Origin of the sequence: Hymenobacter sp. 5317J-9 (assembly GCF_022921075.1) — a bacterium.
Lineage (GTDB): Bacteria > Bacteroidota > Bacteroidia > Cytophagales > Hymenobacteraceae > Hymenobacter.
Genome location: NZ_CP095050.1, coordinates 2,983,855 through 2,998,323 on the forward strand (window position 1 = coordinate 2,983,855; position 14,469 = coordinate 2,998,323).

Genomic DNA, 14,469 nt, shown 5'->3' on the forward strand with positions numbered 1-14,469 from the left:
GCTTTCCAATTGCATTCCCCCAATTATGCCCACCTTTTCCCGTTTCTGCCGCCACCTGCTGGCACTGCTGGCTGTTAGTTTTTTTGCCGCCGGGGCTGCCCATGCCCAACCCACCGGCAAGGCCGCCAAGGGCCGTAAGCGCTACACCTTCGCGCAAAAAGACGCCGTGTCGCCCTACGTGCAGAACGTCACCAAAAACACCGACGAAGAACAGGACGTTGACGGCTCCTTCACCCGCCTGGGCTACCGCTCCTATACCGACCTGCTCACCGAAGTGGAAGCTCTGCGTAAGCTCAAGGACTGGGCCGATACCACTTACCAGCGCCGCGTGGCCGCCATTCCGCCCGGTGGCGTGCTGCTGGTCACCGTGCACCGCCAGGGCCCTAAAGGCGTGGAATTGGCCAACCTCACGCTCACCATCACCAACAAAGACGGCAAGGAAGTGCTGGCCCAAACCCTGGCGCCCGGCGGCGGCCGCTTCATGGGCCGCGACCTCTACCAGGGCCAGCGCCTCATCCCCTTCCCCAAAATGGAGCCTCAGGAGCTCACCGTGAGTATCCGTGACGCCAAGCTTTACCAGACCTTCGACTACATTCTGACCTTGCCCAAGGCCCAGTAGGCCCGCCACTATTTTTTGGCGCAACAACATGGGGGCGGCCTCCGCGAGCGCGGGGCCGCCCCTTTGCGTCAGGACTTGTCAAAATTTATCGGCGCAATTGGCTCAGGCCCGCTGCCGCAGGCGCACCCATTGCACGGCAATCACCGTTTTGGCGTCGCGCAGTGGTTCGGCCACCAGCGCTTCAAAGGAGAAATCCACCAGCTCAATGCTTTCGTGTTCTTCGGCCAGCCCGCCGCCGTCGCCGGATTTGTGGCTCACTTCGGCGTAATACACGGTGATTTCCTCCGAGCTCATGCCCGGCGAGGGCCAGATGCACACGATTTCCTCCAGCTTGTCGATTTCGTAGCCCAGCTCTTCGTGTATCTCGCGGCGCACGGCAGTTTCCGGCGCTTCGCCGCGGTCTATCATGCCGGCGGCAATTTCCAGCAGCTCGGCCTCGGGTCCGATGCGAAACTGGCGCGTGAGCACATACACCTGGCGGGCCGTGTCATACACCAGCGCCGCCACGGCTTTGCCCGGCACAAACTGCTCGCGCTTCAGCTCGTGGCCGTCGTGCTGCACCAGGAGCTGGTCGATTTTATAATGGCCGTTGAAAACGCGGGTGCGGTCGATAATCTGCATGTTCGGATTTAAGTGTTGTACCTTTGTTGTCACCAGGGCCGCCGTCGGAGCAGCCCGCTGCCCGGCGGCGCCGGGCAAAGCCCCGCGCCTCGGCTGTCTCCGCGAAGTAAGCGCACCTCACCCCAATTCCACTTCATCTTGGGAATCGGTCGGCCTCCGACGAGCCGCCCACCCTCCCCACGCCCGGCCCTTGCCGGCGTGGCCATGCCCGCCTATGCTACGGCGCAGGCTCGACCACTCATTGCGCAGGCCATTGCCTGCCACCATCTTACCGCGGCAGCTGCTATGCAGCGCCCGGTATTCCCTACTTACCCCTTACATGACGTTTGACGAGTTAAATCTGATTGACCCCATTCTCAAAGCCCTCAAAGAAGAAGGCTACACCACCCCCACGCCCATTCAGGAGCAAGCCATCCCGCACGTGCTCGAAGGCAAAGACCTGCTCGGCGTGGCCCAAACCGGCACCGGCAAAACCGCAGCCTTCACGGTGCCCATTCTGCAGGTGCTGCACCGCACGGCCCAGCTCGAGCGCCACGCCCCCCGCGCCATTCGCTGCCTGGTGCTCACGCCCACCCGCGAGCTGGCCATCCAAATCAACGAAAGCTTTGGCGCCTACGGCCGCCACCTGAGCCAGATTCGCCACACCGTCATTTTCGGCGGCGTGGGCCAGAATCCGCAGGTGCAGGCCCTCAAGCGCGGCGTGGAAGTGCTTATTGCCACGCCCGGCCGCCTGCTCGACCTCATGAACCAGGGCTTTGTGGACCTGCGCCAGATTGAGGTGTTCGTGCTCGACGAAGCCGACCGCATGCTCGACATGGGCTTCATCAACGACATCAAGCGCATCCTGCCCAAACTGCCCACCCGCCGCCAGACGCTTTTTTTCTCGGCCACCATGCCCGGCCAGATTCAGGAGCTTGCCGCCACCATCCTGCGCCCCAACCCCGTGCGCGTGGCCGTGACGCCCGTGAGCAGCACCGCCGACACGGTGACGCAATCGGTGTATCTGGTGGAAAATAACGACAAGCCCGGCCTGCTGCGCCACATTCTGCAGGATAAGGACATCAAGCGCGTGCTGGTCTTTACCCGCACCAAGCATGGCGCCGATAAAGTGGTGAAAACCCTGGCGGCCAATCAGATTCCGGCCGAAGCCATTCACGGCAACAAAAGCCAGAACCACCGCCAGCGCGCGCTGTCCAACTTCAAAGCCGGCAGTACCCGCGTGCTCGTGGCCACCGACATTGCCGCCCGCGGCATCGACGTTGACGAGCTGACCCACGTCATCAACTACGAAATCCCGAACGAGCCCGAAACCTACGTTCACCGCATTGGCCGGACGGGCCGGGCCGGGGCGTTTGGCACCGCTTTCTCGTTTGTGGAAGACGAGGAGCGCGCCTACCTGCAAGACATCCAGAAGCTCATCAACCGCCAGATTGACGTGGAGGCCGAGCATCCGTTTGTATCGGGCCGCATCAAGCCCGTGATGCTACACGGCAACGAGCGCATCATCCGGCCTAAAGGCCCGGCCGGTCGCCCGCCCCGCTCAGGCCCCCGCGAGGGCGGCAACGGCGGCCGTTCGGGTGGCCAAGGTGGTGGCCGTGCCAGCGGCGGCCAGGGCAATGCCCGGCCCAGCGGGGAGCGCAACGCCGGCGGCCGTTCAGACGGCGGCGAGCGTAACCGCCCGGCGGCTTCTGGCGGCCAGGGCCAGTCGGACACTGCGCGCCGCTTCGGCAGTGGCGGGGCCCGCGTGAACGTGGGCGGCAACCGCGAGGGCGGCGACCTCGGCGGTCGTCGGCGCGGCGAAGCTGGTGGTTCGCGCCGCGGCTCGTTCTAAGCATTGCCTGCGGCCACTGCGGCGCGCAGCCTTAGCACTTCATAAGCAACAGGTCCCGGAAAACCTTTTCCGGGGCCTGTTGCTTTTTAGGCTGATTACTTGCTTCGTTGGTAACTAATTTCTGCTCGATATGGCTCAGCCCACGCTTCCTGTTATCCAAGCTCTGCGCAACACCGCTCACCGCCTCGCTACCCAGGCGCCCTACCAATGGGGCCACATGGGCAGCTGCAACTGCGGGCACCTTGCCCAAACCGTTACGCGCTTGACCAAAGCCGAAATCCATGCCCGTGCCATGCAGCGCTATGGCGACTGGGAGCGCCAGCTCATCGACTACTGCCCTACCAGCGGCCTGCCCATCGACCAGACCATCGACGAGATGCTGGCCCTCGGCTTTTCGCGCCGGGACCTCACCCACCTCGAACGTATTTCCGACCCTACCATTCGGGCCGCCATCCCGTTTGAGCGCCGCGACGCCTTGCGCCACAACCAGCGCGACGACGTGGTGCTCTACCTGCGCACCTGGGCCGACTTGCTGGAACGCGACCTGTTGGCCGGCATCAGCCTGCCCGATTTCAACGTTGCGCCCGTTCCCACGTCGGTACTGGCAGTTGCCCAGTAACTGCCGCTCGGCCACCAAGCCCGGCAGCCGACACTATCCTTCACGCAAAAAGCCCCCGTCAATTTCTTGACGGGGGCTTTTCATTTCATAACTGAACCAGTCTATCCGCGGGCGCGAACATCTGGCGAGGAATTATTGACGGGTGACGTTGGAACGCTGGGCCTCGCGATAGCCTTCAGCCCGGTGCTCGCGCTTGTAGGCGGCATCGGCCATGGGGTCTTTTTCAGCATCGGGGGCCTGAGAGCAAGAGGCCGTCAGGGACAAAGCCGCCACTGCGGCCAACCAAAGATTCGTGCGGGTCAGTTTCATGCTGCGAAGGTAGCCCAGCGCCGCCAAATGGCCAACCCCGGTCTGCCCACACTCGCCCGGGTTTGTGGTGCTCCTAGCATTGAGCCCCTCTTTGCTCACGCCAATTACCTACCGTGCCAACGCACCATAGGCAGGTTTACATTTGACAACGCCTCCTCTCCCGGCCTGTGAAAGCTCTTTCATTACAGCCCTTTTCAACCGTCGGCTTTGCTCCTTGATAAAGCCCTGGCAGCAACAGCAACACAGCGTGTGCGCAGACCTCCAAAATCTGCTTTTACCGTACAGGCACCGCTCAATCGATTAGCACCACCCAATTCGGGCCGCTCACCTGATTTTGAACTTAACCCCGGAACAGGCCTGTCAATACAATTAGCACACAGATTAGTTGCAGTGCTACAGGCAAACCTATACCATGCTCGATTTCGTGTTAGCAAACCCTGCAAACCATATAGTATCGAACACGCCAAAAAGGTATCCAAATCAATTTATTCTTTGGTTTTATTAGCAATGTTAATCTCTTTGAAAACAAGTATTTTATGACATTTAAAAAGCCTGTTATTTAAGCACTCAAAAAGCACCCACTCTATTTAGCAAGGTGAGAACATCAATATTCCAATTATCAGGGGTTTCTACCATCTTATTTGTCGGATAATGAACGTCCCATAAGCTCGGTTTTTCATTACTGACAAGTTGCATTCCCCGCAGGCAGCGCTGCGCAACATACACACTACTTCAGAAATGGAATGGCAAGCCAAAAGACACCACATAGGTGCGACAGGAGTACGTTATTCAACCTAGGATGAGAGGCCTGTTGGTAGCCGAAAGAAGGTGATTGGCATGCCAGTTGAAGCCACAATGAACCCCTCGACGCTTACAGATAAAAGCCCGCTCTAACACCCATTGCGTACGCAACAGTTGCCAAAGCGGGCTATGCTGAAGTTGGGACGTGAGTGACCAGCCGGATGACAGCGGGCTACTCCGGTTGGTAGTCGGCAAATGAGCCGTCCCGGTAAAAAATCACAATTCGCCGAATAGGTTTTTCAGAGTTGGCCAGCAGTTGAGTTGCCATGCCGGGGCCCGAGGGCTCAGCAGGCTCAGGAAGCGCAGCGGGAGCGGCAACCGGGACCGGAGCGGCACTATTGGCAGGCTCGTCAGAAGTAGCTGCTACGGGAGCAATAGCCGACTTTTGCGCCGGTGCAAAACGCTTCGGCATCGGCGCTTCCACCGGGGGCTTAGGTGCCTGGCGTGGCAGCGCGGGACCCGTTTCGGGTTTATGAATGCTAATAACCTCAGGGTCTGGCTCTTGTGCAACTACCTGCGTCGGCTCTGAATGCTTAGGAGGGGCCGGTGCGGGTGCCTGAGGGGCGCTGACCTGCGTGGGGGCCACCATCGGCTGGGGCGTTGGTGCCGAAGTGGTAGCGGCCAGCATGGCCCCGGTGCCAATGAGCAGCCAGGGCATCGAAAGGTCAGGCATCGCCGTCAAAATTCGCTGTACCACTTCCAGACTGGGCTTATTGCGGCCCGACAGGATGTGACTAACAATAGGCCGGGCAACGCCAATGGCATCGGCAAACTGGGTGGGAGTTAGCTGACGGACTTCCAGCAACGTCCTGATACGTTCAACCATTACAGAAACAAAGCAATTAATAACAAATGTAAGTACTGATAATTTGTTCTTGCTACTCCATCCTACTATTTCATTGTTTACAAAAGTGTCATCTAAAGGAGATTGATTTACTTTTGTTTCACAAAGGGCAGCTTCTTGTCCGCGGTGAATCACCACTGCCATCGGCACCATTAATTAACAATTGTATTTAAATAAAGAAGCCCATCAGCATAATTGCTGATGGGCTTCTTTACAAGCGGAACCTCCTATACTTCGGGTCGGAGGCAGTCCAACTGAGTGCTTGGCGCGCAGTAGGCAAACGCTCAGTTTAGTCGAAGAACTCCTTCGCGAGGGTTTTGTCGTGACCATAGATGTCGTCGCGGAAGTGCGGGTGCCCGGCGGCATCGGCCCAGGCCGTGAAGTAGACCAAGTATACGGGAAGCTTTTCCTTTAGCGGAACGTATTTCTCACGGCGCACGGCAATGGTGTCGAGGATGGTTTGCTGGTCCCAGCCGGGCTTGTTGCGCAGCAGGTAGGTGGCCAGTTTGATAGGCTCCTTAACCCGCACGCAGCCGTGACTGAAGCTGCGGGCCGACTGCGAAAACAGGGCATCATGCGGGGTGTCGTGCAGGTAGATGTCGTTCGAGTTGGGGAAAATAAACTTGACATCGCCGAGGTCATTGTCGGGCCCGGGGCGGCGGCGCAACGTGTATTTGAAGGTCTGCTGCGTCACGTTGGCCCAGTCCACGGAGGTCGGGTCGATGACTTTGGCCTTGCGGCCGAAGCCTTTCACCACCTCCATATCGAGGCGGTTGAGGGTGCCTACGGGGTCGGCCACGAGCTTGCCGCGCATCTCGTTCTGAATGATGCTGAAGGGCACGTTCCAGTAAGGTGCGAGCACCACATATTCCATTTTGTCGCTGAATATGGGGGTTTCGTGCAGGACTTTGCCCACGATGACGGGCATCGAAAAAGCCTCCTTGTTGTCCTCCACCACGTGCAGCGTATACTCCGGAATGTTCACCAACAGGTAGTCTGGCTCGAAGCGCTTGGGCAGCCAGCGCCAACGCTCCATGTTCAGGATAAGCTGGTCGATGCGCGCGCCAATGGGCACGTTGAGCTGGCGCAGGGTTTCGCCGCCCACCACGCCGTCGGGCTTTAGGCCGGCATCCTGCTGGAATTTCTTCACGGCGGCCACCAGCTCGGGGTCATAGGTGTAGGCGGCCGGGGCCGCTCCCACCCGCGTCGAATCGGCCGGGGGTGTGCTGGCGGCTTCGCCGCCTTCGCTGTTGAGCAAGCGCTTGCGCAGAGCCGCCACGGCCGGCGACGACTGCCCCGGCTTGAGCTTGAGGCTGGCCGGCAGCGAGGGCCAGCCCCCCGCCCGCTCCTGAGCGCGGTAAATGGCCAGCGCCTTTTTCAGCTGGTCGTACTCGGGGTGTAGCGGGGCAAACTCGTAATAGTTATAGCGGCTTTTCCGCTCACCCAGAAAGGTGAGCAGGGCTTTGTTGAGCTTGATTTTATTGGGCTTCACCTGCCAGGTGGTGCTCTTCAAATCGCGCGGATTGGCCACGCCGCGGTAATAGTCCGATGCCCACTTCATATAGATTCCGGTCAGCAACACGTCAATTTCGCGCTCCAGTGCCGTGCGCTTGGTCGAGTCGGCGCGCACCTGTTCCAGCTTTGCCAATAGAGGCCTAACATCCTTAACCTTATAATCTTTAGGGTCTAATCCCTCATCCGAGGCTTTAGCAATAATATTTTGCAAAGTCTGAACCTGAGGAACGGGTTGGTGGTCTTTGAACCATGCCAGCCGAAACTGATGCTCCCGGTAAAAGCGCCGGGCTTGCAACAGGTAGGCCTTAAACTGGGGCTCGGCCCGGAATGTGCTGATGACGTAGGTGCTGTCGATGAGGGGCTGGGGACCCAGCTCGCGGACAGCCGCGCTGTTCCCACTGGCTGACTCCGACTGGTTGTTGTCGGAGCCGCAGGCTTGCAGGGTGAAGCCGCCAATGACTGCCGCGAACAGCACCCAGAGCAGCGAAGAAAATCGAAGAAAGAAAGACATTGAGAAAATTGAAGCAAGCGAAACATCTGCCCCGGGCAACGGCCCGAAGCCGGCGGTTGTACTGCCAAGCTGGAGGGTAAGTTGCGTCGGGAAGGGCCGCTGGCCGTTCGGCTGCAAATTACACTGTGGCCAGGCAAGGTCTGCCGCTACCATGCCCGTAATCGTGCCAACTTCGTACCATACACGTTTGCTTCCGGCAACCCGGCACGTCCCCTTTCCTGCCTAAACCCCTTGTAGGCAGCACGCTGGTGAACATTGAGCCACCTCCGCGAGGTTGCCTGGCTCAGCTTTTATTTTGCCCCGGCCGCACTGGTAACGTGTAGCACCTGGTGCTGGCACGCACTGCCGAAGCGCGCCGTCGTGATTTTTTGCATTAGACAATTGATTTTTTGTTTGACCCGCTGCCCATGCCCCTTTCGATTTCCCAAACGCTTCCCGCAGACCCGCACAGCCACGCTGGCGACAGCCCGGCCCGGGTACGCCACCTCGACCTCGACCTCACGGTGGATTTTGGTGCCCGCACCCTTACTGGCCGCGCCACCTGGAGCCTCCAAGCCGGCCCGGCAGCCACCGAGTTGGTGCTCGACACCCGGGACCTGACTATTGAACAAGTAGAGTTGCTCAACAGCGCTGGAAATTCAACGCCGGCCGACTTCACGCTGGGCAAGGCTGATGCGGTACTAGGCCAGGCACTGAAGGTGCCGCTAGCGCCCGAGACGGCTGCTGTGCGCGTGAGCTACCGTACCTCGCCGGCCGCCGCTGCCCTGCAGTGGCTGGAGCCCGCTCAGACTGCCGGCACCGAGCCCTTTCTCTTCACGCAGTCGCAGGCCATCCTGGCGCGCACCTGGCTGCCGTGCCAGGATTCGCCGGGCATCCGCTTCACCTACGAGGCCACGGTGCGGGTGCCGGCCCACCTGCTGGCCCTGATGAGTGCCGAGAACCCGCAGCAGTTGGACGCCCGCGGCGAGTACCGCTTTCGCATGGCGCAGCCCATCCCGGCCTACCTCATGGCGCTGGCGGTGGGCGACCTGCGCTTTGCCCCGCTTAGCGGACGCACGGGCATCTATGCCGAGCCAGCTACCCTGCCCGTGGCCACGAATGAGTTTGATGACCTCGAAAAGATGGTGGCCGCAGCCGAAGAACTATACGGCCCCTACCGCTGGGAACGGTACGACTTGCTGGTGCTGCCGCCCAGTTTCCCTTTCGGTGGTATGGAAAACCCAAGATTAACATTTGTAACACCAACCATTCTGGCTGGCGACCGCAGTCTGACCAGCTTGGTGGCGCACGAGCTCGCCCACTCCTGGTCGGGCAACCTGGTTACAAATGCAACCTGGAATGACTTCTGGCTGAACGAGGGCTTCACGGTGTATTTCGAGCGCCGGATTATGGAACATTTGTACGGCGCCGAATATGCCGACATGCTGCAGGTGCTGGGCCGGGCGGCTCTACTCGAAACCATAACTGAGATAGGCTTGGCCAGCCCCGATACCCACCTGCACCTGGCCCTGGCCGGCCGCGACCCCGACGAAGGCCTCACCGAAATTGCCTACGAAAAAGGCTGCGCGCTGCTGCTCACGCTGGAGCACCTGGTGGGCCGGCCCCGACTCGATGACTTTATTAAGGAGTATTTCGCCCGCTTCAGCTTTCAGGCAATGGACACCGCCACCTTTCTGCACTATCTCCGCGCCGAGCTGCTTGACCAGGAGCCGGACCTCGAAGCGCGCCTGAATCTGGCGGCGTGGGTAGAAGGCCCCGGGCTCCCGCCCAGCGCGCCGCCCGTTGCGTCGCGGCGCTTTGAGGCCGTCGACCAGGAACTGGCTAGGTTGGAGACGGGCACGACGCCGGCCTCCCTCCTGCCAGCCACCGCCGGCTGGAGCAGCCACGAGTGGGTGCATTTTCTGCATGGGCTGCCGGCCTCGCTTTCGGTAGACCAAGTAGCAGGGCTCGACGCGGCCTTTCACTTCACCACTTCCGGCAACGCCGAAATTCTGGCCGCCTGGTTTCCGCGGGCGTTGCGAGCCGGCTACGCGCCGGCCGACGCGGCGCTGGAAAAATTTCTGCGGCACGTGGGGCGGCGCAAGTTCCTGGTGCCGCTGTACCGGGCCGTGCTGGCCACGCCCGACGGCCTCGTCCGGGCCCGCGACGTGTATGCCCAGGCCCGGCCCAACTACCACTCCGTGGCCACCGGCACGCTCGATGCGCTGTTGGATGTGCGCACATAAGCGCGCCCGGCCCGAACTTTGCCCGGCGCTTGGTGCCGGCCCCGGCGCCGCGCCGGCTTGTTTCGCATCTCTAAGTACTACATATAAAGAAGGCATCCATTGAAATCCATCATTCCGCTCGGCAAACTCATCGCCGTGGGGGCAACGAGGATAAGGGCACGTACCCCAACCCCCGGACCCGCCGCAAGTACTACCTCAACTTTTTCGAGTTGGGCATCCTCAAGCGCATCGTGCTCGAAACGGGCAAGTTGGACCCGCGCATCGAAGTCATCACCACCGCTTCCATGATTCCGGAGGAAGTGGGTCCGATTTACACGGGGTCCTTTGCCATGCTCAACTGCCTGAACGTGGGCATCATGGACATCCGCACGCCCGAAGATGCCCGCCAACCCGAATACCTCGAGCGGCTGCTAGCCGCCGACGTCATCATGTTTTCGGGCGGCAACCAGTCGCGCCTGCGCGAGATGTTCGGCGAAACGGATTTTCTCGACCGTATGATTCAGCGCTACTACGCCGAGCCCAATTTCGTGATTGCGGGCACCAGCGCCGGGGCCATGGCCATGTCGCAGCACATGATTCGGGGCGGCTCGGTGCCCGACGCGCTGCTGAAAGGCGCCGTGAAAATGGGCAGTGGCCTCGGCCTGCTGCCGGCGGCCATCGTCGACTCGCACTTTGTGAAGCGCGGCCGGTTTGGGCGTTTGATTGAGTCGGTGGCACTGCACCCCAAACTCATCGGCATCGGGCTGGGCGAAGACACCGGCGTGCTCATCACGCAGGGCAACTGGGTTGAAACCATTGGCTCTAACTTGGTTATCATCCTCGATGGCCACGACATTCAGCACAACAATGCCGCCGCGGCCAAGAAAGGCACGGTGCTCTCCATCGAAAACGTGACCATGCACGTGCTGGCCAAAGGCAACGTGTACGACATGCGCGAGCGAAAATTCTACGTGAGCAAAGACGCGCTGCCGGTGCTGGCCACCCCGCCCGTGGTCAAGGAAGCAACGACGTCGGCCAGTTAGGTTAACTACTTAATACGCCGCGAAAAGTCCGCTCATCGGCAAGACGAGCGGGCTTTTTGTTGTTTGCATTGCCCGAAGGCAGCCGCTTACGTATGCCGGTTGTGGCTTGCTTTGCACCACAAGCCGCTTTTTTTACATCAACTTACCTCAAGAAATTACAGGATGAACTACCGCAAGCTGGGCAAAACCGGCATCTCCGTTTCTGAAATCAGCCTCGGTACCTGGCAGGTGGGCGGCAAATGGGGCGAACCCTTCAGGCACGCCAACGCCGACCAGATTCTGAACGCCGCCGTGGACGCGGGCATCAATTTCATCGACACCGCCGACGTGTACGGCGACGGCGAAAGCGAAAAAGCCGTGGGCCGGCTGGTGCGCTCCCGCTCCGAGCGCATTTTCGTGGCCACCAAATGCGGCCGTCGCCTGCAGCCTCACGTGGCCGACGCCTACCAGCCCGCCGCCCTGCGCCGCCTCGTGGAAGACAGCCTGCGCAACATGCAGCTCGAAACCCTCGACCTCATTCAGCTGCACTGCCCGCCCACGGAAGTGTATTACCGCCCCGAAATCTTTGAGCTGTTTGACCGGCTGCGAGAGGAAGGCAAAATCCAGCACCTCGGCGTGAGCATCGAAAAAGTGGAGGAAGGCCTGAAGGCCATTGAATTCCCGAACGTGACCACCGTGCAGCTAATCTTCAACATGTTTCGGCAGCGCCCGCCGGAACTGTTATTCAAAGAAGCGGCCCGGCGCGACATTGGCTTGATTGTGCGCGTGCCCCTGGCCAGCGGCCTGCTTACCGGCAAGTTCTCGGCCCAAACGGCTTTCGCGCCCGACGACCACCGCAATTTTAACCGCAACGGCGAGGCTTTCGACAAAGGCGAAACCTTCTCCGGCGTCGACTACGCCACCGGCTTGGCCGCCGTGGAGGACCTCAAGCAAGCCTTCCCCGACCAGCCCCTGGCCGACATAGCTCTGCGCTGGATTCTGATGTTTGATGAAGTGAGTTGTGTGATTCCCGGCGCCTCGCGCCCCGAACAGATTTTGCAAAACCTGCAGGCCGCCGAACTTCCGGCGCTCACGGCCGAGCAAATGCAAGCGGTGCGCGACATTTATGACAGCCGCATCAAGCCGCTGGTGCACTACACCTGGTAGCACGCAGACAAATTATGGCATCAGCCAAAGTCCGTCATGCCTAGCGCAGCTGAGGCATGACGGACTTCCTTATGAAAGCGTCGACCGCAACTACTCCTTATATATAGCTACCCGCGCGGCGGCGCCCTCCGCGCGGCTGGCGCGGTACATGCCGTCGGAGTTGAAGGGCAGCGTCACGTTGCCGGCCGCGTCCACGGCGATGAGGCCGCCTTCGCCGCCGGCTGGCGCCAGCTTGTCGTGCACCACCACACGGCAGGCTTCTTCCAGGCTCAGGCCCTTGTACTCCATCAGGCAGGCAATGTCGTAGGCCGCCACGGCCCGGATGAAATACTCCCCGTGCCCCGTGCAGCTGATGGCGCACCGCTCGTCGGCCCAGGTGCCGGCCCCGATGAGGGGCGTGTCGCCGATGCGGGCGTAACGCTTGTTGGTCATGCCGCCGGTGCTGGTGGCGGCGGCCAGGCGGCCGTGCTGGTCGCGGGCCACGGCGCCCACGGTGCCTTTCTTCCAGTTGGGGTCGGCGCCATTGCCGACTATATCCGACTTGTTTAATGTGGCGGCCGTGCGGGCCTGGCTGTGGTCGAGGCGCATGCGGCCTTCCTGCAGGGCTTCCTGCAATTGGTTGTAGCGGTGCTGGGTGAAAAAATATTCGGGCGGCTGCAGCGGCAGGCCGTGTTCGCGGGCCAGCTCGTCGGCGCCGGGGTAGGCCAGCAGCACGTGCTCGGTCTGTTCCATCACGAGGCGGGCCGCACGGATGGGGTTTTGCACCTGGCGCACGCCGGCCACGGCCCCGGCCAAACGGGTGTGGCCCTGCATGATGGCGGCGTCCATTTCGTGGTGGCCTTCGTGCGTGAACACGGCACCGCGCCCGGCGTTAAACAAAGGACAGTCTTCGAGGCTGCGAACGGTGGCTTCCACAGCGTCGAAGGCGGCGCCGCCTTGTGCCAGAAGAGAATACCCCACATTCAGGGCTGCTTCGAGGGCTGCGCGGTACTCGCGTTCGGCTTCGGGGGAAAGGGAGGCGCGGGCAATGGTGCCGGCCCCGCCATGGAGGGCGAGTGCAAACATTTTTTAGGAAAATTTTACGGCGAAAAGCGGCTGCAAAGGTAGCCGCAGGGAACGGCTAGCGGGCTGCTAGTGTTTTTTTTCGTAGGTTTGATGTTCAAGTTTATTACTACCAAAACACCCCCAATTTTATGGCATACGACGTAACCGGCCGGCTGCACGAAATCTTTGACGAACAGCAGGTAAGCGAAAAATTTCGCAAGCGTGAGTTCGTGCTGGAAGTCCAGGACGGCCAGTATCCCGAGCATATTAAGTTCCAGATGGTGCAGGACAAAACCAGCCTCATCGACCCCTTCAAAATGGGCGACGAGGTGAAGGTGACCTTCAACCTGCGGGGCCGTGGCTTCAACAAGAACGGCCAGATGCTGTACTTCACCAACCTCGAAGCCTGGAAGATTGAGCCCGCCTCGGGTGGCAACGCCGGCAACAGCTACGGTGGTGGCCAGCAGGCTGCTCCCCGCCCCGCCGCGCAAAACCAGAACCCCACGCTGCGCGCCCAGCCCTCGGCGGCCCCCATCGCCAGCGACGACGACAACGACCTGCCCTTCTAAGGCCAGCCGTTAGCCGCAACTTGCAAAATGCCGCATCTGAGCTTCAGGTGCGGCATTTTTTGTGCCCAAATTTCGTTTGAAAGGAGTATGGATTTACACGAACTGATAGCGCGCGGCGAGGGCGAAGAACTGGAATTCAAGCAGAAAACTACGCACCCGCACCGCATTTCGCGCACGCTGGCCTCGCTGGCCAACACCCGCGGCGGACTGGTGCTGGTGGGCGTCGACGACGCCGGCCGTGTGCTGGGTGTGCGCGACGCTGAGGAGGAGGTGTTTATGCTCCTTGATGCGGCTACGAACTACGTTGAGCCACCCCTGACGGGGCTTAAATTCCGCGAAATTGAAACCGAAGGCCGCACCGTGCTGGTGGTCACGGTGCCCGAAAGCGTTAACAAGCCCCACCGCGCCCTGGTGGCCCCCGACGACTGGCGCGGCTACGTGCGCGTGCGCGACTCCAGCGTGCAAACCAGCGGCCTCACTGAGAAGCTGCTCAACCGCCAGCAACCCGAAGCGCGCTTCGAGCACCTCCCCCTCAACAAGCAGGAACTGGCCGTCATCGACTATCTCAAAACCCACCCGCGCATTAACCTGGCCCAGTTCATGAAACTGGTCAACTTCGGCAAGCGTCGCGCTTTCCAGACGCTGATAAAGCTGGTGCTGCACGGCTACATCCGCCACCACGATAAGGAGAAAGAGCCGTACTACACACTTTAAATGTGGGTCACTAATGCAAAAAGGCCGCTCGGATGAGCGGCCTTTCATGTTTTTGCTTACGGACTACTGCGCAAGCTGC

13 protein-coding genes are annotated in these 14,469 nt (G+C 60.7%); 8 read left to right on the top strand and 5 right to left on the bottom strand.

Annotation, left to right across the window (positions count from 1 at the left end; translation table 11 throughout):
• The first annotated feature begins 25 nt into the window (after positions 1-25).
• Entirely contained in the window at positions 26-619 is a 594-nt protein-coding gene (locus MUN81_RS12625) for a hypothetical protein (RefSeq protein WP_245110871.1), read from the top strand.
• A gap of 102 nt (positions 620-721) precedes the next feature.
• Here MUN81_RS12625 and MUN81_RS12630 read toward each other — a convergent pair whose 3' ends face one another.
• A complete protein-coding gene (locus tag MUN81_RS12630) occupies positions 722-1,240 on the bottom strand; it encodes an NUDIX hydrolase (protein ID WP_245110873.1) in 519 nt (172 codons plus the stop codon).
• 319 nt (positions 1,241-1,559) lie between these two features.
• On the opposite strand from MUN81_RS12630, the gene MUN81_RS12635 reads away from it, so the two are divergent.
• Entirely contained in the window at positions 1,560-3,071 is a 1,512-nt protein-coding gene (locus MUN81_RS12635) for a DEAD/DEAH box helicase (protein WP_245110875.1), read from the top strand.
• A 130-nt stretch (positions 3,072-3,201) separates the two neighbouring features.
• Positions 3,202-3,690, top strand: coding sequence for a hypothetical protein (locus MUN81_RS12640; RefSeq protein WP_245110876.1), 489 nt, complete (start codon positions 3,202-3,204; stop codon positions 3,688-3,690).
• Positions 3,691-3,822: 132 nt separating this feature from the next.
• On the opposite strand, the gene MUN81_RS12645 is transcribed toward MUN81_RS12640, so the two are convergent.
• The 3 genes from MUN81_RS12645 to MUN81_RS12655 all read right to left on the bottom strand — a co-directional run bounded on the left by MUN81_RS12645 (position 3,823) and on the right by MUN81_RS12655 (position 7,670).
• Positions 3,823-3,999, bottom strand: coding sequence for a hypothetical protein (locus MUN81_RS12645; protein ID WP_245110878.1), 177 nt, complete (start codon positions 3,997-3,999; stop codon positions 3,823-3,825).
• A 973-nt stretch (positions 4,000-4,972) separates the two neighbouring features.
• Positions 4,973-5,788, bottom strand: a complete 816-nt coding sequence (locus MUN81_RS12650) for a helix-turn-helix transcriptional regulator (protein WP_245110880.1) — start codon at positions 5,786-5,788, stop codon at positions 4,973-4,975.
• A gap of 145 nt (positions 5,789-5,933) precedes the next feature.
• Complete coding sequence (locus MUN81_RS12655; protein WP_245110882.1) at positions 5,934-7,670, bottom strand: L,D-transpeptidase family protein; 1,737 nt, start codon at positions 7,668-7,670, stop codon at positions 5,934-5,936.
• Positions 7,671-8,077: 407 nt separating this feature from the next.
• On the opposite strand from MUN81_RS12655, the gene MUN81_RS12660 reads away from it, so the two are divergent.
• The 3 genes from MUN81_RS12660 (at position 8,078) to MUN81_RS12670 (ending at position 12,063) form a co-directional block, all read left to right on the top strand.
• A complete protein-coding gene (locus tag MUN81_RS12660; RefSeq protein WP_245110884.1) occupies positions 8,078-9,895 on the top strand; it encodes a M1 family metallopeptidase in 1,818 nt (605 codons plus the stop codon).
• Between the two features lie 209 nt (positions 9,896-10,104).
• Entirely contained in the window at positions 10,105-10,917 is an 813-nt protein-coding gene (locus MUN81_RS12665; protein WP_245110885.1) for a cyanophycinase, read from the top strand.
• Positions 10,918-11,079: 162 nt separating this feature from the next.
• Positions 11,080-12,063 carry an aldo/keto reductase gene (locus MUN81_RS12670; protein WP_245110887.1) on the top strand — a complete coding sequence of 328 codons (984 nt, stop codon included), beginning with the start codon at positions 11,080-11,082 and terminating at the stop codon, positions 12,061-12,063.
• Between the two features lie 90 nt (positions 12,064-12,153).
• On the opposite strand, the gene MUN81_RS12675 is transcribed toward MUN81_RS12670, so the two are convergent.
• Positions 12,154-13,128 carry an isoaspartyl peptidase/L-asparaginase gene (locus MUN81_RS12675; protein WP_245110889.1) on the bottom strand — a complete coding sequence of 325 codons (975 nt, stop codon included), beginning with the start codon at positions 13,126-13,128 and terminating at the stop codon, positions 12,154-12,156.
• A 128-nt stretch (positions 13,129-13,256) separates the two neighbouring features.
• On the opposite strand from MUN81_RS12675, the gene MUN81_RS12680 reads away from it, so the two are divergent.
• Both MUN81_RS12680 and MUN81_RS12685 read left to right on the top strand, forming a co-directional pair.
• Positions 13,257-13,676, top strand: a complete 420-nt coding sequence (locus MUN81_RS12680) for a DUF3127 domain-containing protein (RefSeq protein ID WP_190924634.1) — start codon at positions 13,257-13,259, stop codon at positions 13,674-13,676.
• 87 nt (positions 13,677-13,763) lie between these two features.
• A complete protein-coding gene (locus tag MUN81_RS12685; protein ID WP_245110890.1) occupies positions 13,764-14,390 on the top strand; it encodes an ATP-binding protein in 627 nt (208 codons plus the stop codon).
• The last annotated feature ends 79 nt before the right edge of the window (positions 14,391-14,469 follow it).

Bases quoted from the DNA above. Each gene is read 5' to 3' on its own strand.
- MUN81_RS12640 (WP_245110876.1), top strand. From the start codon at position 3,202: ATGGCTCAGCCCACGCTTCCTGTTATCCAAGCTCTGCGCAACACCGCT.
- MUN81_RS12670 (WP_245110887.1), top strand. From the start codon at position 11,080: ATGAACTACCGCAAGCTGGGCAAAACCGGCATCTCCGTTTCTGAAATC.
- MUN81_RS12675 (WP_245110889.1), bottom strand. From the start codon at position 13,128: ATGTTTGCACTCGCCCTCCATGGCGGGGCCGGCACCATTGCCCGCGCC.
- MUN81_RS12625 (WP_245110871.1), top strand. From the start codon at position 26: ATGCCCACCTTTTCCCGTTTCTGCCGCCACCTGCTGGCACTGCTGGCT.
- MUN81_RS12685 (WP_245110890.1), top strand. From the start codon at position 13,764: ATGGATTTACACGAACTGATAGCGCGCGGCGAGGGCGAAGAACTGGAA.
- MUN81_RS12660 (WP_245110884.1), top strand. From the start codon at position 8,078: ATGCCCCTTTCGATTTCCCAAACGCTTCCCGCAGACCCGCACAGCCAC.
- MUN81_RS12645 (WP_245110878.1), bottom strand. From the start codon at position 3,999: ATGAAACTGACCCGCACGAATCTTTGGTTGGCCGCAGTGGCGGCTTTG.
- MUN81_RS12635 (WP_245110875.1), top strand. From the start codon at position 1,560: ATGACGTTTGACGAGTTAAATCTGATTGACCCCATTCTCAAAGCCCTC.
- MUN81_RS12680 (WP_190924634.1), top strand. From the start codon at position 13,257: ATGGCATACGACGTAACCGGCCGGCTGCACGAAATCTTTGACGAACAG.
- MUN81_RS12650 (WP_245110880.1), bottom strand. From the start codon at position 5,788: ATGGCAGTGGTGATTCACCGCGGACAAGAAGCTGCCCTTTGTGAAACA.
- MUN81_RS12630 (WP_245110873.1), bottom strand. From the start codon at position 1,240: ATGCAGATTATCGACCGCACCCGCGTTTTCAACGGCCATTATAAAATC.
- MUN81_RS12655 (WP_245110882.1), bottom strand. From the start codon at position 7,670: ATGTCTTTCTTTCTTCGATTTTCTTCGCTGCTCTGGGTGCTGTTCGCG.